Source organism: Lysinibacillus sp. FSL K6-0057 (genome assembly GCF_038630885.1).
GTDB classification, from domain to species: Bacteria; Bacillota; Bacilli; order Bacillales_A; family Planococcaceae; genus Lysinibacillus; species Lysinibacillus fusiformis_F.
The window spans coordinates 3,574,077-3,591,624 of the sequence record NZ_CP152047.1 but is presented as its reverse complement, the minus strand read 5'-3'; the positions used below and the strand labels follow the sequence as shown (position 1 = coordinate 3,591,624).

The window sequence follows — 17,548 nt, the reverse complement described above, 5'->3', positions numbered from 1 at the left end:
ATAAATGTCGTCATTTTGCTAACAGAAGGTTAATGAAACAGTATATTTTAAAAAGATTTGATTTGTTACGAAATAAGTTTGAGAAACCTTATAAATTCACGCTTTAGAGGGGTTTTTAATGGTTGGAAAAATATAATAAAACACCAAAAATCGTTAGAATTAGGAGACAACTAAAGCAGCAATGCGTGATTACGTTAAACAGGCTGTAGATAAAGACAAGATTGATAAATCGAGGCTTTGTAAATTTGATTCAGGTATCATGAAAAGTGGCGATTTCGAAGGTTTGAAAATCATTATTACACAGAGATATACAGTTTGAATAATATTTCATATACGAATAAGAGTAAATTTAATAAGCTATTAAATTAAAGAAACATAGCAATGATTAGACTGCATTATACTATACTTTAATTCGGTCTTATTTCGAGAACTATAATATTGAATTAGCTTAAAATACAACGATTATCTAAATAAAATTTAACTAGGTAGGGGGTTCGAATCCCTTTTTTCGTTGCTCAAATATTTATAGAGTTCCCAAATCATCTTCCAATCAAAATTTCGAATAGAGGATTTTTTTAAGACAAAAAAGTATGGGGTGTGGAAAGTAGAAATTGATTTAGCTTTATTAAAGCTTGAGTCAGCCAGAAATATCAAATGTTCAGGGATTAAGGAAAATCACGAGTTTATTTATTGGTGAACATTTATTGTCCCTCTATCATACAGAGCTATCGAGATAAAAAGAGGTGCTAAAATTAGAATATAGAGAATTGCATAATTAAGAATTAAAATGAATAAACAGGTGTGAAGTGCTGAGGAGCACCTTCACACCTGTTTTATCTTTAGAGAAGCAATCTAATAAATAACTACTTTTTTATTAGAAAACCATAGGTATTGCTGAAGTGATACTTTATGATACATAGCGTAGACAGTCCTGCTAAGAATGTTTTTAAAATAAACTAGAAAAGAAATTTTTCGTAGTATTAACAATTGAATTAAAAGTAGAGGAAATGAAATTAACAGCAGCACTTATTGCATTTTTTACAGTTTCCACAACTTTAACAAAAACATTTAAAACTTTATTCATCATATCTTGTATAAAGGCACCGACTTTATCAGCAAGAGTAAGGATTAATGTTTGGGCTGCAGGATGCTCTTCACCAAAATCTATCAACGAATCGTAGTATTTATTGATCATGTCTTCAGACTTTTTTAAAGCTTCATCTTTTTTCTTACGCATATTTTCAAAAAAAGCTGTTTGGTTTTTATCATTTTCTAATTGCTTAACATTTTCTTTTAAGTCTATTTCTTCTTGTACATAAAAATGATTAACATTCTCTTGATATTCTTGTGTTAGTTTGTGCAATTCATCAGGTGTGTCTGATAATGAAGGAGCTTGAAGTCCAATGAACGCTGCTAAAGAAAATTCTTTGGTTTGTTCTCCCGTATAAGCATCTCTCATTTGGTTCATAATACTACTAAAATTTTTTACAGCTACTGTCATAATAATTCCTCCTAGTAATTTTAATATTGAAACAAATATAGATTACCAATAAAAGGTTAAAATTAGGTTAAAAAACATAAATTTCTTTTTTTACCTTAATATATATATTGACGATGATATGAGCTAATAAAATAGTATGGATTTAATAGATAGATGAAAGACCACTCTGTTAGGTCCTACCCCCTTAAAGTAGATTTCTGACTCTAACTTTAGGACCTTATGGATGGTCTCAATTTTTTGTATGATGATACATGATGAGGAGATAATTAAAAAGACCACCCATAATAGAGTGGTCAAAATAGTTAAAACGCTAAATTGTCTTATCTTATAATGAAGTTGACTTACCTTTTTTCTCATCAATTATAAGGTCTTCTTCACGTTGTGGGCGTGGGGCTTCCGTATATTCTTTGCGCCCATTAGGTTTTTTGGGGTCTGCTCCACTAGCAAATGATTGTTTTGTTGGCTCGTCTGTTGCAAACTCTGTATTTTTTTTATCTCGTTTCATGTCAACACCTCCTAAAGATATTATTTAACTTATCCTATAAAATATCCCTTGTTTATTTCAACTTCATACTTAAAATTTCAGATCATGCCAAGATAAATTGATTAAAAAAATGTAGGATAAACATTCAAGCTGTAAACAAAAGCCCATTATTCTAATAGGCATTTTCTGGTGTTAGGATTTCATATAAAATAATTGATTATTTAGAAAAAAAGAATTTTTATGTTAAAATAAACCAAAGAAAACATTTTAGAAAAGTATCGGCGCTTTGATTGGAGGTTGAACAGATGGATGAGAAGAAAAAGGGGAAATTACAAATCCTCGTCATAATTTTAATGCTATTACTTTTGGTTGCAACGTTTGTTTTATTTTTCATAGGTAAATATATGGTGGCATTTATTTTATTTGGAATTTTTATGCTAATACTAAATTTTATTAGTAGCTGGAAAAACTTAGATAACGCAGATTACGTTTATAGAAAAATTCATAATAGTAACCAAAAGTGGTAATTACTAGACGTTGCTCTTAGGAATGTTGCTATACTTATGTTACTTGCAGTGCTTATTTGGTTATCTGAAAAGAGCAAAGAAGGAATCCTCACTTTATATGAAGAAATAGTGAGTTATAATATTTTTCAACAACTACGGAGGTGCTTTTTTGCAACTATTTTTTAAATATAATTGGCTAGTTCGGGAAGATTGGTTTCGTTGGTGTGAAGAGTTGACTGAAGAAGAACTTTTGCAAAACCGAACTGGAGGAATGGGCAGTATATTACACACACTTTTCCATATCATTGATGTTGAATGGAGTTGGATTCGTCTATTACAAGGGAAAACAGATTTTCAGGAGAGCTTTGATGAATATAATAGCTTGGAAAAGGTTCGTAAATTGCAAGCTGCATTTCATTTAGATGTCGAAAGCTTTGTAAATCAATGGGATGACAGTACGGAAGAGCGTTTACATCATAATCCATTAGCAGATGGTAGTATGGAGACGCATACATGGGGTGAAATCATTCGTCATACCATTGCACATGAAATTCACCATATAGGACAACTATCAATTTGGGCGAGGGAAATGGGGAGAGCACCTGTTTCTGCAAATTTAATCAGACGAGGTCTTTCTTCATCATTGAAAGATTCAGTAGGTGCTCAAATAAATATAGAAACATCTAAATAGAAGAAATGTATAAATGCTAGAAAACGATGTCATAGAATCCATTGTTTTTAGCCAAAAGTGAATAGCGTATCAGAATATCTTCCAATTCATTTGATATGGGAGATTTTTTGATGCCCAAATAAGAGAAATTACGAGGCAGATTTCATACAGACATTTAAAGAACCAACCACCTCTATTATGGCTTAAAATACCCAGTAAATTTTAGTTAAAAACTAATGTTTACTGGGTATTTTTTGGACAATATTTAGGTTAATTAGAAATATTTATATGAAGAATAGCTAACAACTTGACAGAAGTTTAAATGGGGAGTACTATACATTGGTCGCGAAAAAAGCTATTGTAACGTAACATTTGTTAAAGTGCAATACAGTCCTTATCATTTAAGTTCATATACATCTAGATTTTAATTTAATCAGTAAAAGGTAGGTGCAATAATGAAAAATCTAGTAAATAAAAAAGATAACCTATTACACAACTTTTTAGGAATTTATATAGTAGCAGTATTAATGTTATGGATTAAAACATACATCTCTCAATTATCACAATTTGACTTAGGTGTAGAAGGAATCATTCAACAATTCCTTTTACTAATAAATCCACTAGGCTCAGCAATGCTATTTCTAGGATTTTCATTTATATTTAAAGGAAAAAGAAAATACACATCACTCGTTGTAGTTTACACATTGATGTCCATTGTTTTATATGCCAACATTGTTTATTACCGATTCTTTAGTGATTTCATTACATTACCTACACTTTCCCAAACGCAGAACTTTGGGGATTTAGGCGGCAGTGTTCTTTCTTTACTAAAACCTTATGATATCTTATTTTTTGTGGATGTATTTGTTATGTTTTATCTACGATTCTCTAAAAGAATCCAAAAAGATACGAAGCGTTTTGGCTATAAAAAAGGAATGGCAATCATTGCCTTTGCATTAGCGGTATCGGTCCTTAATTTAGGACTAGCTGAATCTAATCGTCCTCAACTTTTAACACGTGGTTTTGATAGAAACTATATTGTGAAATATCTAGGAATGTATAACTATACGATTTATGATTCAGTTGAAACGATGAAAGCATCTTCTCAGAGAGCTTTGGCGGACAGCAATGATATTACAGAAGTCATTAACTATACAAAATCAAACTATGCCAAACCGAATGCTCAATATTTTGGTGCAGCAAAGGGAATGAACGTTATCTATTTACATTTAGAATCATTCCAAAACTTTTTAATCGACTATAAATTAAACGGTGAAGAAGTAACACCATTTTTAAATTCATTAGCAAAAGATAAGAATACATTGTATTTTGATAATTTCTTCCATCAAACAGGTCAAGGTAAAACGTCTGATGCAGAATTTATGCTTGAAAACTCTTTATTTGGATTACCACAAGGATCTGCTTATATTACAAAAGCACAAAATACGTATCAGGCAGCACCGAGTATTTTAAAAGATTATGGTTATACATCGGCTGTATTCCATGGTAATAACGGAAGCTTCTGGAACAGAAATGTGATTTATAAATCATTTGGATTCGACAAATTCTTTGATGCTAGTTACTACAACACAGGCACTTCAGAGGACATGGCTGAATATGGTTTGTTAGACAAACCATTCTTTGAACAATCTCAAAGTCTTTTAAGCTCCTTACCACAACCTTTTTATACAAAATTAATTACGGTAGGGAATCACTATCCATATAAAATGAATCAAGACTTAGTGACAATTGATAAAGCTAATACAGGCGATGCAAGCGTTGATAATTATTTCCAAACAGCTCGTTATGCAGACGAAGCAATCCAACAGGTCTTCCAACAATTAAAAGAATCAGGTTTATATGATCATTCGATGATTGTTCTTTATGGTGACCATTACGGTATTTCCGATAATCATAATAAAGCGATGGAACAAGTCATTGGAAAAGAAATTACACCATATGAAAGTGCTAATTTACAACGTGTACCATTATTTATACATGTTCCAGGCATACAAGGTGGTACTAACCATAGCTATGGTGGCCAAACAGACCTACTCCCAACGTTATTACATTTACTAGGGATTGAATCACAACAATTTGTTCAATTTGGTTCAGATTTATTATCAGAAGAGCATGATGAAGTTGTACCATTTAGAAATGGCGATTTTGTCAGTCCTACGATTTATTCAATTAATGAAAAATTTTATGATAATAAGACAGGCTTACCATTAGACGAGAGTCAAGTAGAGGAAGCGAAAACGATTAAAAATGAAGTAGATCATAAATTGGCGTTATCTGATAGAGTCGTAAATGGTGACTTATTGAGATTCTATACGCCAACAGGTTATACGCCAGTTGATCCTTCTCAATATAATTACTCTCATGATGAGAATGAGAATGTAGAATCTAAATAATTTAAGTAATTTACTTTGGCAGTTCAAGGAAATGTGTAAGATATCAGCGTGTATATGATATCTTACCATTACCTTGAATTGCTTTTTTTAACGTTATTTTGAGAAAATATTGAGAATTTATATTCCTCCTTGGGACATATCGAGGTTCAAATAGAAAAGTTGGACTAACTGCAAAAGCGATTCAAATCCTTTAATAGTAAGGGGTTGAATCGCTTTTATTAAGGAGAGGCAAGAATAACCATTAGGGTACTCTTCATCCTTCCTTATTTCTTTTTAAAGAATAATTTATATGAAAAAAGGAAAGAAATAGGTGTAAATTGTAGGAGTTGATTGTGATGGAATTTTATAAGGATATTGTCATTTACTGTTACAGTTGTCGTAAAAGGACTGTGTTTACATGTAAAGATACGCATGAAAAAAAGGGTGTCGATAGTCACTGCAGTGAATGTACAGGTATTTGGTTTGAGTGGCAAAACCGAGCTGTAGAGAGAGAAATGGAAAAGTGGGTTGCATATAATAAAGACTTAGTAAATAATATGAACCATTGATCTGTATTTTTTACCCGAAAGTTGTGTTGAATTCTCCTAGATTATGAAGCGGAAAATTAGAGAAAAAGCTATTTTTCAAGTAAGTACGATGAGGCGTTGAAAGAACCATTTTCATTTAAGAGAGTGGTTCTTTATCTTTTAGGCACATTCAGATAAAAAGAGGGTTTGATCGACAAACACTCTAGCATCTTAAAATACTGTTATAAAATCTAAATTAATCTTCAAAACTTGAATCTATATCATTGTATACTTGATTAACAATTTTAAGAAACGCTTTTAACGCGAAGGTTTGATATGATTTTCCATTAGTAACGACTCCAATATTCCATTCAATCGTTGGGTTAGTGAGTGGAATGGATACAATATCAACATCATTCAATTTACTAGCTAAGATTTTGGGAATTAGTGTAATCCCTAACTGGGCAGAAACTAATTCGATGATCAAATCCCATTGCTCACTTTCAAACGCAACTTTAGGAATAAATCCTACATCCTTACATGCATTGACAACTAGTTCATGTAATGCCCATTTCTTGGAGAAGAAAATAAAGTTTTCATCTATTAGATCGACTAATGATACAATCTTTAAATTTGATAAAGGATGTTTAGACGAAACACATAATACAAATTCATCATTGTAGATTGGAGTATGTTTTAAATGTTCGTTCTTCTTTGTCAATACGACAAATCCTATATCCACCAGTCCCCTTTCGATATGTTTTTCAATTACGAGTCCACCTTCCTCAAATATCTCTAATGTTACTCCTGGGAATTTATTTACATATACTTGGGCTACTTTGGGAAAGAATAAAGTTCCAACTATATGGGATACACCCACTTTTAAATTTCCAGTTACTAATTCTGATAAATCAGCAATGGAAGTAGAGATACTTTCTAAAGTTGAAAGGATAGCTTTACTTTTCTCATAAACAATCATTCCAACCTCAGTGAGACGTAATTTTCTATTGGATCTATCAAATAAGGTTACATTTAGTTCCTTTTCTAATTTTTGAACGGATTTACTTAATGAGGGCTGCGCAATAAATAATACCTCTGATGCTTTTGTGAAGCTGTTGTGTTCAGCTACTTTCACAAAAATATCTAAGTCTTTTAGTTGAATTTGCATGTATTATCACTCTCTTAATATTCTTTTTTAGAATAGTTTGTATGATGATTATGTATTTTACTAAATAGTAGGGCAAATGTAAAATTAAAATGCAATTGTATACACCTGAGTCGCTTTCTATATAAGAGTGAATAAGACCAACTTAGGTTATTCAAAAAAATACTTTAAGAAAGGATAAGATAAATTAAAGAGCACTCATTCTTAGATAGGACTTCTTTGAAAAAGCATATGGAGTAAATAGAGTTTGACAGTTTACTATGTTGATATAAGGAGCATAATTTCAATAGTAAATTTAAAAGACTGAATATTCTTATATTAATAGGGGGAAAATAAAATGACTAAAAAAGAGAACAATGTACGAGTAGCGGTGATCCAAGCAGCATCTATATTTATGGATAGTGAAGCATCGACTGAGAAGGCAGTCTCATTAACTATGCAAGCAGGTGAAAAGGGAGCGAAAATTGTTGTATTCCCGGAAGCTTTTATCCCTGGTTATCCAAGGGGATTCTCTTTCGGCACAAAAGTAGGAAGTCGTGCTCCTGAAGGGCGAAAAGACTGGCTACGTTATTGGGAAAATTCAATTCTAGTTCCAAGTGAAACAACGGATAGATTAGGAGAAGCTGCACGGGATGCAGGTGTATATCTCATTATTGGAGTAATTGAAAGAGATAATGAATCAAGTGGAGGCACCGTATTTTGCACCGTATTATTTTTCGGACCAGATGGGACTTTACTTGGGAAACATAGAAAATTAAAACCTACTGGCGCCGAACGATTAATCTGGGGAGAAGGCGATGGAAGCACACTTCCTGTATTTGATACACCCTATGGCAAAATAGGCGCTTTAATTTGTTGGGAAAATTACATGCCATTAGCTCGAGCAGCGATGTATGCAAAGGGTGTTCAATTATATATTGCCCCTACAGCAGATGCAAAGGATACATGGCAGCTATCGATTCGTCATATTGCTTTGGAAGGAAGATGCTTTGTTTTATCATGCAATCAATATTTCACAAAAGATATGTACCCTACAGACTTAGCCTGTTATGACGAATTAGAAACTTTTCCAGATGAAATGTGTATGGGCGGGAGTGCGATTGTTGGTCCATTAGGGGATTATGTGAAGGAACCTGTATTCGGCAAGGAAGACATTTTAATTGCTGATCTTGATTTACGCGATATAGCCTACAGTCAATTTGATTTTGATGTGGTTGGGCATTATGCAAGACCTGATGTATTTAAGCTAATTGTAAATGAGGAAAAAAAGGAAAACATAGAATGGGAAAATAAAGGCTATTCGAACAGTAAATAAGAAAATAAAATGGGGCTGAAAAGGAGAAGGCAATGATTCTAGGAAGATTGTTTTCTCCTTTCTAGATAGATAGGAAGATAAGAGGTTATTCAAATGAATATAGAGAATATTGAGGCATTCATTTACGTATGTCAGCTAGGAAGTTTCAATAAAGCAGCTGAAGCTCTTTATTTAACTCAACCATCTATAACTGCACGAATTCAGTCTCTTGAACGAGATATTAATTTAAAACTTTTTCATCGAAATGGAAATAAAATTTCTTTAACTGATAAAGGCGAATACTTTCTTTTACACGCACAAAAAATACTCCAATCGTATAAGGAGGCGAAGTACGGCTTACAGCAAGTAAATATCCCTTATGATTTAGTAATTGGAAGTGCTTTATCAATTTCGAATAATGTTCTTCCAGATATCTTGCCGGCCTTTATTTCAAAATTTGAGAATGTTCGAATTAAGATTTTAACAGGACATTCTAAAGACATTTTAAACAAGGTCATAAATAAAGAGGTAGATTTTGGTATTGTGCGAACGGAAAATCATCCCCAAGTAGAATCTATTCGTCTTTATAATGATCCAATTCGTCTTTTTGTTCCTAAAAATCATGTATTTTTAAAAGAAGAAAGTGTAACAGTTGAAGATGTTAGTAAACAACCACTTATTTTTTTTGATTATGGTTCTATAGAATGGCTTGCCATACATCGACTATTCTTAAATAATAATCTAAATCCAAATATATATTTAGAAGTGGATAATATGGAAACAGCAAAAAAACTTGTACTCCAAGGAGGAGGCATCTGCTTTCTACCTGAGCATTGTGTAAAAAAGGAATTGGAAAACGAAGAGCTTTTTCGAGTTGAAATGACGCCACCTGTGAAAACAAATATTAGTATTGATTTTATTCATTTAAAAGGTAAGGCTGAATCTGTGTTTATGGATTTCTTAAAGGATAAAATGTTTGAACAGCACTAAACCATCAAAATTTGTTGGTTTAGTGTTTTTTTATTGTTCTGATGTACATTTCATTGTCCCATATAATTCCGATTGATATCTTCTATAACCATATAACTTACTTCTATAACTCAACTTGCTGAGGGGATTTTATAATGAATGAAACTTTAAGAAAAATTCAATTATTATACATGATTTTGTCTCTTCATTTGAATGTTCAAATGAAGATGACATGTTTAAACCGAGAGGCACTTTGATGTCGTTTTGTTGAACTTATTGAATAACAAAATGAAAGGGGCTGCAATACCGTATGAGCCCTACTTTTTACTTTAAAGGAGGTGACTAGATTAGAAATTAGAAATTTAAGTGTTATCAGATGATAGAAGTCCAAAGCTTTTAGATATTTAAAGGGGGACATCATAACTATTTCAGAAGAATTTTCTTGATTTAATTATCTTAATATTCAAAATAAAATGGAGGTTTTTTTATGAGAAAGAGTATTCAAATTGCAGGAGCGTATATTGGTACAATTGTTGGTGCAGGATTTGCTTCCGGGTTAGAGGTTTTGCAATTTTTCACTAGTTTCGGATGGCTTAGTTTTTTCGGAGTAATAGTGGCGACATTACTATTCGCATTTTTAGGAATGAATATTACACAAATAGGAAGTAGGTTACAAACACATTCTCATAAAGAGGTTGTCTATAGTATTTGTGGAAGATACTTAGGAATAGCCGTGGACATAATTATTACTTTTTTCTTATTCGGCGTAGCTGTCATTATGTTCGCTGGAGCGGGATCTACATTCCAACAACAATTTGGAATCCCGAGTGCTGTCGGAAGTTTATTCATGGTGGCATTAACAATTACGACTTGCTTATTTAATGTTGAAAAGGTAATCAATATTATCGGCAGTATTACGCCTGTACTTATTGCTTTTGTATTAATCATTGCCATGTATGCTTTGTTTACAATGGATACAAGCTTTACAGAGCTTGATAAAATAGCTCAAATGCAAAAATCTTCAACATCGAACTGGTTTATATCTGGTTTATTATATGTATCATTCAATATTACTAGCGGAGTTGCTATGCTGGCTGTTATGGGAGGGACAACAAAAGACGACAAAGTTGCAGGGTTTGGCGGTATTCTGGGGGGCTTAGGTCTAGGGTTAATGCTGATTTTAATTAACGTTGGTATGTTCACTAGAATTAATGATGTTGGAAGTTTGGATATTCCAATGCTTTATCTTGCAAATGAAATATCACCTATAATTGGTGTGGGCATGACTATTGTTCTTTTGGCAATGATTTTTAACACGGCTGTAGGTATGCTTTATGGATTCTCCGTTCGAATTGTAAAACCTTCTAGCCTTAAATTTAAAGTGTTTGTTCCGATAATTGGACTAGTAGGTTTTGCTGCAAGCTTTGTTGGTTTTACAAAGCTTGTAGGAACGCTATATCCTATTACTGGATATTTAGGGTTTACGTTAATAGCAGCCATTATCATTGCTTGGGTTCGAGGAAAACAAAATTCACATATTCAAACAATAGAAAATAAGGCTATATAATTATTACTCCAGGAATAACAATTTATTTGTTAATCCTGGTTTTTTTGTGCCATATCTCTTACTAGAAAGTAAATTATGAAGCATATAGATAGCACTTTCATTAATAGTAATCCATTTATACTTTCTATTAGTGTATAGAATGTTTTTATAATTCAACATCTAGCTTAAAAATTATAATAAAGTAAAGTTTCAAAAATATATGAAAAAGAGATGAAGAAAATGAAAAAAGTAGTTGGAATTATTGGTGGGATGGGCCCATTAGCAACTGTAGATTTAATGAATAAAATTATTCTTTTTACACCAGCAAAGAAGGATCAGGATCATCTTCATATTATCGTGGACAATTATTCTCAAATACCTGATCGAACAACTGCCATTTTAGGTAACGGTACAGACCCTACCCCATTCATTGTTCAATCAGCGCAACGATTAGAAAGTGCAGGAGCAGATTTTCTTGCCATTGCATGCAATACAGCACACTTTTACTTTCAATCAATAAAAGACTCTGTCAGTATTCCGATTCTACATATGCCTTTAGAGACAGCTAGCTATTTACAAGACAATAGTATTAATAAAGTAGGTTTATTAGCTACTGATGGAACAATCAATACTAAACTATACCAACATAGCTGCAAAACTTATGAGGTTGAAGTCATTGAACCTCATATGAAAATGCAAAAAGATGTGATGGAAGGAATATATGCTATAAAAGGAGGGGATTTAGAGAAAGGTCTCTTATATCTTTCGAAAGTAGCAAATAATTTAATCACTAGAGGGGCAGAAGCTATAATAGCAGGTTGTACAGAGATTCCTCTAGTACTGAAGTCAACCCAAAGTATTCGTGTTATTGATCCAACAGAAATTTTAGCGAAGTCCATAATTAATAAGGCATCTGGTTTAAGAAAGAAAGCCCATTCTGAAAACAAATATTAGTATTATTCCATTTATCTAAATAAATTATATGTTCAAACGACACTAAACACACAAAAATTATTTGGTTTAGTGTTTCTTTTTATATTTAATTCCAATTTAATACTTCTATAACATGATAGGTTTCTTCTATAGTTCAAGAGATTAAAAGAAAATTATAATAATCTAAACTGAACTTTAACTAATTTAATCAATGGGTATCGCGTAATGAAGTTAGGTGATTTTTAAATAAGGAGGAACCATCATGATAAATCCAAAAGAAAAACGAGCTGTACGAACTGAGAATGACTTTTTAGGGTCAAAAGAAATTCCTAAGCACGCTTATTATGGAATACAGACATTACGTGCTGTGGAGAACTTCCCAATAACAGGATATAGGGTTCATGAAGAACTTATTAAAGCTTTAGCAATAGTGAAAAAGGCTGCAGCTCTTGCTAATATGAGCGTGAAACGTTTAAATCAAAAACTTGGCAAAGCAATTGTTCAGGCAGCAGATGAAATCATAAAAGGGAATTGGCATGAGCAGTTCATTGTTGATCCTATTCAAGGTGGAGCAGGCACATCCATGAACATGAATATAAACGAAATTATTGCTAACCGTGCATTGGAATTGCTTGAGTATGAAAAAGGGTCATATAGAACGCTAAGTCCAAATAGTCATGTAAATATGTCGCAATCAACAAATGATGTATTTCCTACTGCTATCCATATTGCAACACTTAATTTATTAAATAGACTGTTAAAAACTATGACCAGTATGCATAGTATATTTAAACAAAAATCCAATAAGTTTGACCATATAATAAAAATGGGACGTACCCATTTACAAGATGCTGTCCCTATCAGACTTGGTCAAGAGTTTGAAGCATATAGTCGAGTAATAGACCGAGATATTAAACGAATTAAACAATCAAAAGAAAATTTATATGAGGTAAATATGGGAGCAACTGCTGTAGGAACAGGATTAAATGCAGATCCTGCTTACATTGAAAATGTTGTAAGTAACCTTGCACATTTGAGTGGGTTACCATTGCAGGGCGCAGATCATCTTGTTGATGCTACTCAAAATACTGATGCTTATACAGAAGTTTCAGCTACATTAAAAATTTGTATGATTAATATGTCTAAGATAGCGAATGATATCCGATTAATGGCGTCTGGTCCTCGTACAGGATTAGCTGAACTTATCTTACCTGCACGTCAACCTGGCTCATCTATTATGCCTGGAAAGGTTAATCCAGTAATGCCTGAAATGATTAATCAAGTAGCTTTTCAAGTAATCGGGAATGATCATACTATTTGTCTAGCTTCAGAAGCGGGTCAGCTTGAATTAAATGTTATGGAGCCAATTCTAGTATTTAATTTATTACAGTCAATCAGTATAATGAATAATGCATTTCATGTTTTTACAGAACATTGTTTAAAAGGAATTGAAGCAAATGAAACACGGTTAAAAGAGTACGTTGAAAAAAGTGTAGGCATTATTACAGCTGTAAACCCACATATTGGATATGAAGTAGCAGCAAATATTGCAAGAGAGGCAATTTTGAATGAACAATCCGTACGGGAGCTATGCTTAAAAAGGGGTGTATTAACTGAAGAGGAGATGGAATTAATTTTAAATCCTTTTGAGATGACTAAACCTGGAATTTCAGGAGCTTCTTTAATGAATAAGCATTGAATAATCAAGTAAGACTAAAAAAGTTATAAATAGCATTAACTATAGAAAGAGTAGGTTTATATGATAAAACAAGTACAACAAAAAATACAGAAAATTGTTCGCTATCTGAATCCTGACGATCAAATATATTATGGAATTGTTGAAGGGGAAGAAATTTTACAATTGACTAGTAATTTTACTGAATTAATAAATGATGAATTGAAATTTGATGGTTTAAAATTTAAGTATAAAGATGTTAAAATTTTGGAACCTGTAATACCCTCAAAAATCATTAACTTTGGCTGGACATATGCTGAACATGCAAAAGAAACTGGAGGTAAGCCTTTTCTTAAGGAACCATTTCTATTTTTAAAACCAACATCTTCATTGATACCAAATGAGGGCGAAATTATTCTTCCTTCCAGTAAATTAACTAAACAGGTCGAAATGGAAGGAGAATTGGCTCTCATTATAGGGAAACGTGGAAAGAATATAAAAGAAGAAGAAGCAATGGATTATATTTTTGGCTGTACCATTTTCAACGATGTAACAGCGAGAGATCTTACAAAAACTGATCCTCAGTTTACACGTGGTAAAGGTTTCGACACGTTTGGTCCATTGGGTCCGTGGATTGTAAAAGGTATTGATCCTACGAATTTACGAATTGTTACAACCTTGAATGGCAAAGTTGTTCAAGAAGGGAATACTAGTCAGATGTCATTCTCTATCCCTTATCTTGTTAGCTGGATTTCACAAGTTATGACCTTAGAACCAGGAGATGTTTTGGCTACAGGATCGCCATCTGGGAGTTGCCCAATGAAGTCAGGTGACATTGTATCTGTTGAAGTAGAGAATATAGGTAAGTTAAGTAATTATGTAATTTAATCGTATTTTAAATGATCTAAGTGAAATAGGGATAGGGTCAGGGCCTCAACTAAATGACTTTATCCCTTTTGTATAATAAGATAAATTTTACAATCAATTCTTGAACGAGAATCTTTTTGTAGAATGCTCAACAAAACTTGCCCTTGCCTCAATCGTATTGGTACAAAAAATCAAATGATATTCTTTTGAGCAGTTTTTTAATTAAAAACTTCTCCAATAAATCTTCCAATCCCTCTAAACAACCAATAAATGATTCTAAATGGGAGGAAAAGCAATTCTGGTATCCAACCAAGTACGTCAAGAAATAAGTCAAATAATGAGTATTGATCATTCCTTCTCTTAACGCTTCTCTTTTTGTGTTTCCTTCCTTGCCACCATTCCTTCATAGTACTCTACTCCTTTTCAAAAATAGTTCTGATAAATATACGATTCAACGTTTTAGTTGGTTTCATTTTAAGAACTTTATGGAGCAAAAGCGAAAATGGGGCGTAATTTGAAGTGAAAGTGTTGGATTATTATATTTTCCCTAGCGTTCTGTAAAACCGAAGATGTGGTAGATGGAGAATTTAAAATTGAACCAGATGAAGGGTATACAGGTTTAAAAAGGGTCACTAGGCTGGGAGTGACCCTTTTTTGCTATTGAATGTGTGGATGTATCGACATTATTGTTAGCTGCCAATAATGAAGATCATCCCTTTTTCATGTTTTTTCACGTACTATCAATAAATATTAATATTCTTTTTGCACGAATGCTGCGCCTACAATAATGAGAAGTATGAATAGTACAACGATTAAAACGAATGTTGAACTATTATTCTTGCCGCCATAGTCCATACCACAACTCATGCTATAACCTCCGCTATAGTCATTACCATAGCCTCCATAACAACAATTGAAATTACCCATGTTTCCAAAGTATCCCATCAAAATCTCTCCTTTCTTCAGTTTATTGTATGAATGCCTTTGAAAGGGAAAAGGGTATTCGTCTAATGAATCGTATTTCGGTAATTTTAAAAAGGGTCATGAGCGAATGAGGAGTATCACTAAACACTTGATATGAATAAAACCCAACGATGCTTGTTACAGCATGAAGATTAGTTGTAATCCATGATTGTGGCCTTCTCGTTTAGCCTATCATTGAGAAATGGGAACGTCATTGCCAATCCACTCATCGTTATTGTCAGTAGCTTTTATTAGGATTTGATAATAATTTTTTTTATGAATAACGGTGGAACAGGTTTAAAACAGTAAAATTCATGTTATTCCGTTTCTATTTTTAACTACATAGCGCTGTGGAAAGGAATCATTTATATTTTTAATTAAAAATAAAGTGAGAGTTTTCTTTCGTTTGCTCGTTATTACTTGTAGAGAAGAAAGGAGGTTTTCTAACTTCGTGTATTCATTAATTAATCAGCTACAAAAAAAGGATGAACAAGCTTTAAGAGAAGTGATTAACAGATATGGAGGGTATGTTAAAGCCATTGTGTTAAAAGTGTTACAACCTAACCATACAGCTATTGAAGAGTGTATCAACGATGTATTTCTAACCATTTGGCAAAAGAGTACGCAATTTACTGGTGATGAGGTTGATTTTAAAAAATGGATTGGTGTTATTGCAAAATATAAAGCGATTGATACATACCGAAGCCTTCAAAATAAACCAAAAACAGTCGAGTTACTCCCATCAATTTCAAATAACAAGGACCTTCCAGAAAGCATCATAGAACGAAGAGTACAAAAAGAGCAGCTATTTATCAGTATTTTAAATTTAAATAAAAATGATCAGGAAATTTTTCTTTTGAAATACTACTTAGGATATTCGAACAGAGAAATCGCAGAGATATTTGGTCTAACTAAATCAGCTGTTGAAAATCGTTTATATCGAGGGAAGTTAAAGTTAACAGAAGAGCTGGGAGGTATCTAAATGAACGAAAAGGACTTTATCAAATTAGATGTTGAAGAGATTGAACCAGTTGAATTATCTGATTGGGAAAAGAGTAATATTGAAAAAAGTGTTTTACGATCAACTTCAACCAAGAAGGATGCACTTAAAAAATGGAAATGGGTTAGTGTGGTCGCCATGTTGACATTCATTTTTACTAGTAGTGTCATTTGGCTACCAGCCGTGGCTAATCGTTTACCGATTGTACAGCAGCTATTAAAAAGCAATGATAATCCTCAATTACAAGTATTTAATGATTATGCAACAATCATTAATCAAATAGACGAAAGTAACGGCACTTCCATTGAATTAGCTGAGGCTTTTTTCGATGGAACGATTGTATCGGTTAGTTATGAAATGAAGCACGAAGAACCGATAAATGAACCTCCGCTATTTTGGAGTGGGGATTTAGAAGTCAACGGAAACAAATTAGACGTACGTAGTCATCAAATCATTAAAAAGAATGATGATACTTGGATTGGTATGTTTACGGCGAGAATTTCAGACAAAGTGATTGATGAAACGATAAATGTTCAATGGCGTCCTAAAGATTTTAAAGGTATCGAGAATACGACCCTTGTGGAAGGATCATGGAACTTTCAATTAGAACTTACACCAACCGGAGCCTATTCGAAAAAAGTAAATATACCATTTGGTAATGAACAATACCAGTTATTATGTAATCAAATAACAGCAGGAAAATATATAACCACTCTTTATTTTGAGGGCAATCTAGATTGGAATACAGAATTTTTAATGGTGGACATACAAGATAATCTTGGAAATATATATGAAAATGTAGGAACAACAACCATCAAAAGCGATTCAGGGCGAGTAAAGGGCTATATTGAGGTTTTTATACCTGATCCTTCTATTCGAACGCTAGTCATTACACCCACTATAAGAATTGTAGATGAAAAAACATTAGAGCGGAAAGAGCTAGTTCCGCTCCCCAGTATTAATATTTCTCTAGGGTAAACCATCGATTAACATGACTATTTCAGGGATAACATGACAAAATTGTCACTTCAAAAAGGGCCACTCCTAAACCAATA

18 protein-coding genes are annotated in these 17,548 nt (G+C 32.8%); 13 read left to right on the top strand and 5 right to left on the bottom strand.

Annotation, left to right across the window (positions count from 1 at the left end; all coding sequences use genetic code 11):
- The first annotated feature begins 181 nt into the window (after positions 1 to 181).
- Positions 182 to 319, top strand: coding sequence for a hypothetical protein (locus MHB40_RS17870; RefSeq protein ID WP_342533109.1), 138 nt, complete (start codon positions 182 to 184; stop codon positions 317 to 319).
- A 627-nt stretch (positions 320 to 946) separates the two neighbouring features.
- Here the strand turns inward: MHB40_RS17870 and MHB40_RS17865 are convergent.
- Positions 947 to 1,501 (bottom strand): hypothetical protein, encoded by a 555-nt coding sequence (locus MHB40_RS17865; protein ID WP_342441133.1) that lies wholly within the window; start codon positions 1,499 to 1,501, stop codon positions 947 to 949.
- Positions 1,502 to 1,826: 325 nt separating this feature from the next.
- Complete coding sequence (locus MHB40_RS17860; RefSeq protein ID WP_342441132.1) at positions 1,827 to 2,006, bottom strand: hypothetical protein; 180 nt, start codon at positions 2,004 to 2,006, stop codon at positions 1,827 to 1,829.
- A 284-nt stretch (positions 2,007 to 2,290) separates the two neighbouring features.
- Between MHB40_RS17860 and MHB40_RS17855 the strand changes: the two genes are divergently transcribed.
- From MHB40_RS17855 to MHB40_RS17840, 4 genes are all read left to right on the top strand, one after another.
- Positions 2,291 to 2,512, top strand: a complete 222-nt coding sequence (locus MHB40_RS17855) for a hypothetical protein (RefSeq protein WP_342533107.1) — start codon at positions 2,291 to 2,293, stop codon at positions 2,510 to 2,512.
- Positions 2,513 to 2,660: 148 nt separating this feature from the next.
- Entirely contained in the window at positions 2,661 to 3,182 is a 522-nt protein-coding gene (locus tag MHB40_RS17850) for a DinB family protein (RefSeq protein ID WP_342533105.1), read from the top strand.
- A 434-nt stretch (positions 3,183 to 3,616) separates the two neighbouring features.
- Complete coding sequence (locus MHB40_RS17845; protein WP_342533103.1) at positions 3,617 to 5,575, top strand: LTA synthase family protein; 1,959 nt, start codon at positions 3,617 to 3,619, stop codon at positions 5,573 to 5,575.
- Positions 5,576 to 5,910: 335 nt separating this feature from the next.
- Entirely contained in the window at positions 5,911 to 6,123 is a 213-nt protein-coding gene (locus tag MHB40_RS17840) for a hypothetical protein (RefSeq protein ID WP_342533102.1), read from the top strand.
- A gap of 214 nt (positions 6,124 to 6,337) precedes the next feature.
- Here the strand turns inward: MHB40_RS17840 and MHB40_RS17835 are convergent, their stop codons facing one another.
- Positions 6,338 to 7,249: a LysR family transcriptional regulator gene (locus MHB40_RS17835; RefSeq protein ID WP_342441129.1), complete on the bottom strand. Its 912-nt coding sequence runs from the start codon at positions 7,247 to 7,249 to the stop codon at positions 6,338 to 6,340.
- Between the two features lie 334 nt (positions 7,250 to 7,583).
- Between MHB40_RS17835 and MHB40_RS17830 the strand changes: the two genes are divergently transcribed.
- The 6 genes from MHB40_RS17830 to MHB40_RS17805 all read left to right on the top strand — a co-directional run bounded on the left by MHB40_RS17830 (position 7,584) and on the right by MHB40_RS17805 (position 14,551).
- Positions 7,584 to 8,561, top strand: coding sequence for a carbon-nitrogen hydrolase family protein (locus MHB40_RS17830; RefSeq protein ID WP_342533101.1), 978 nt, complete (start codon positions 7,584 to 7,586; stop codon positions 8,559 to 8,561).
- Positions 8,562 to 8,654: 93 nt separating this feature from the next.
- Positions 8,655 to 9,530, top strand: a complete 876-nt coding sequence (locus tag MHB40_RS17825) for a LysR family transcriptional regulator (protein WP_342533099.1) — start codon at positions 8,655 to 8,657, stop codon at positions 9,528 to 9,530.
- Between the two features lie 466 nt (positions 9,531 to 9,996).
- On the top strand, positions 9,997 to 11,076 hold the full coding sequence (locus MHB40_RS17820) for a hypothetical protein (RefSeq protein ID WP_342533098.1): 1,080 nt from the start codon (positions 9,997 to 9,999) through the stop codon (positions 11,074 to 11,076).
- A 219-nt stretch (positions 11,077 to 11,295) separates the two neighbouring features.
- The gene (locus tag MHB40_RS17815) at positions 11,296 to 12,009 is read left to right on the top strand and encodes an amino acid racemase (protein ID WP_342533096.1); all 714 of its coding nucleotides are present in this window, start codon (positions 11,296 to 11,298) and stop codon (positions 12,007 to 12,009) included.
- 241 nt (positions 12,010 to 12,250) lie between these two features.
- Entirely contained in the window at positions 12,251 to 13,687 is a 1,437-nt protein-coding gene (gene aspA, locus MHB40_RS17810; RefSeq protein WP_342533095.1) for an aspartate ammonia-lyase, read from the top strand.
- Positions 13,688 to 13,747: 60 nt separating this feature from the next.
- On the top strand, positions 13,748 to 14,551 hold the full coding sequence (locus tag MHB40_RS17805) for a fumarylacetoacetate hydrolase family protein (protein ID WP_342441123.1): 804 nt from the start codon (positions 13,748 to 13,750) through the stop codon (positions 14,549 to 14,551).
- Positions 14,552 to 14,748: 197 nt separating this feature from the next.
- Here the strand turns inward: MHB40_RS17805 and MHB40_RS17800 are convergent, their stop codons facing one another.
- Entirely contained in the window at positions 14,749 to 14,937 is a 189-nt protein-coding gene (locus MHB40_RS17800) for a hypothetical protein (protein WP_342533093.1), read from the bottom strand.
- A 343-nt stretch (positions 14,938 to 15,280) separates the two neighbouring features.
- Positions 15,281 to 15,385 carry a YjcZ family sporulation protein gene (locus tag MHB40_RS17795; RefSeq protein WP_225341045.1) on the bottom strand — a complete coding sequence of 35 codons (105 nt, stop codon included), beginning with the start codon at positions 15,383 to 15,385 and terminating at the stop codon, positions 15,281 to 15,283.
- Between the two features lie 559 nt (positions 15,386 to 15,944).
- Between MHB40_RS17795 and MHB40_RS17790 the strand changes: the two genes are divergently transcribed.
- On the top strand, positions 15,945 to 16,475 hold the full coding sequence (locus MHB40_RS17790; RefSeq protein ID WP_342533092.1) for a sigma-70 family RNA polymerase sigma factor: 531 nt from the start codon (positions 15,945 to 15,947) through the stop codon (positions 16,473 to 16,475).
- A complete protein-coding gene (locus MHB40_RS17785; protein ID WP_342533090.1) occupies positions 16,476 to 17,471 on the top strand; it encodes a DUF4179 domain-containing protein in 996 nt (331 codons plus the stop codon).
- Positions 17,472 to 17,548 lie beyond the last annotated feature (77 nt).

What these genes read in the sequence shown, in the direction of transcription:
- MHB40_RS17870 (WP_342533109.1), top strand. Translation starts at nt 182, where the DNA reads ATGCGTGATTACGTTAAACAGGCTGTAGATAAAGACAAGATTGATAAA.
- MHB40_RS17865 (WP_342441133.1), bottom strand. Translation starts at nt 1,501, where the DNA reads ATGACAGTAGCTGTAAAAAATTTTAGTAGTATTATGAACCAAATGAGA.
- MHB40_RS17860 (WP_342441132.1), bottom strand. Translation starts at nt 2,006, where the DNA reads ATGAAACGAGATAAAAAAAATACAGAGTTTGCAACAGACGAGCCAACA.
- MHB40_RS17855 (WP_342533107.1), top strand. Translation starts at nt 2,291, where the DNA reads ATGGATGAGAAGAAAAAGGGGAAATTACAAATCCTCGTCATAATTTTA.
- MHB40_RS17845 (WP_342533103.1), top strand. Translation starts at nt 3,617, where the DNA reads ATGAAAAATCTAGTAAATAAAAAAGATAACCTATTACACAACTTTTTA.
- MHB40_RS17840 (WP_342533102.1), top strand. Translation starts at nt 5,911, where the DNA reads ATGGAATTTTATAAGGATATTGTCATTTACTGTTACAGTTGTCGTAAA.
- MHB40_RS17835 (WP_342441129.1), bottom strand. Translation starts at nt 7,249, where the DNA reads ATGCAAATTCAACTAAAAGACTTAGATATTTTTGTGAAAGTAGCTGAA.
- MHB40_RS17830 (WP_342533101.1), top strand. Translation starts at nt 7,584, where the DNA reads ATGACTAAAAAAGAGAACAATGTACGAGTAGCGGTGATCCAAGCAGCA.
- MHB40_RS17825 (WP_342533099.1), top strand. Translation starts at nt 8,655, where the DNA reads ATGAATATAGAGAATATTGAGGCATTCATTTACGTATGTCAGCTAGGA.
- MHB40_RS17820 (WP_342533098.1), top strand. Translation starts at nt 9,997, where the DNA reads ATGAGAAAGAGTATTCAAATTGCAGGAGCGTATATTGGTACAATTGTT.
- MHB40_RS17815 (WP_342533096.1), top strand. Translation starts at nt 11,296, where the DNA reads ATGAAAAAAGTAGTTGGAATTATTGGTGGGATGGGCCCATTAGCAACT.
- aspA (WP_342533095.1), top strand. Translation starts at nt 12,251, where the DNA reads ATGATAAATCCAAAAGAAAAACGAGCTGTACGAACTGAGAATGACTTT.
- MHB40_RS17805 (WP_342441123.1), top strand. Translation starts at nt 13,748, where the DNA reads ATGATAAAACAAGTACAACAAAAAATACAGAAAATTGTTCGCTATCTG.
- MHB40_RS17800 (WP_342533093.1), bottom strand. Translation starts at nt 14,937, where the DNA reads ATGAAGGAATGGTGGCAAGGAAGGAAACACAAAAAGAGAAGCGTTAAG.
- MHB40_RS17795 (WP_225341045.1), bottom strand. Translation starts at nt 15,385, where the DNA reads ATGGACTATGGCGGCAAGAATAATAGTTCAACATTCGTTTTAATCGTT.
- MHB40_RS17785 (WP_342533090.1), top strand. Translation starts at nt 16,476, where the DNA reads ATGAACGAAAAGGACTTTATCAAATTAGATGTTGAAGAGATTGAACCA.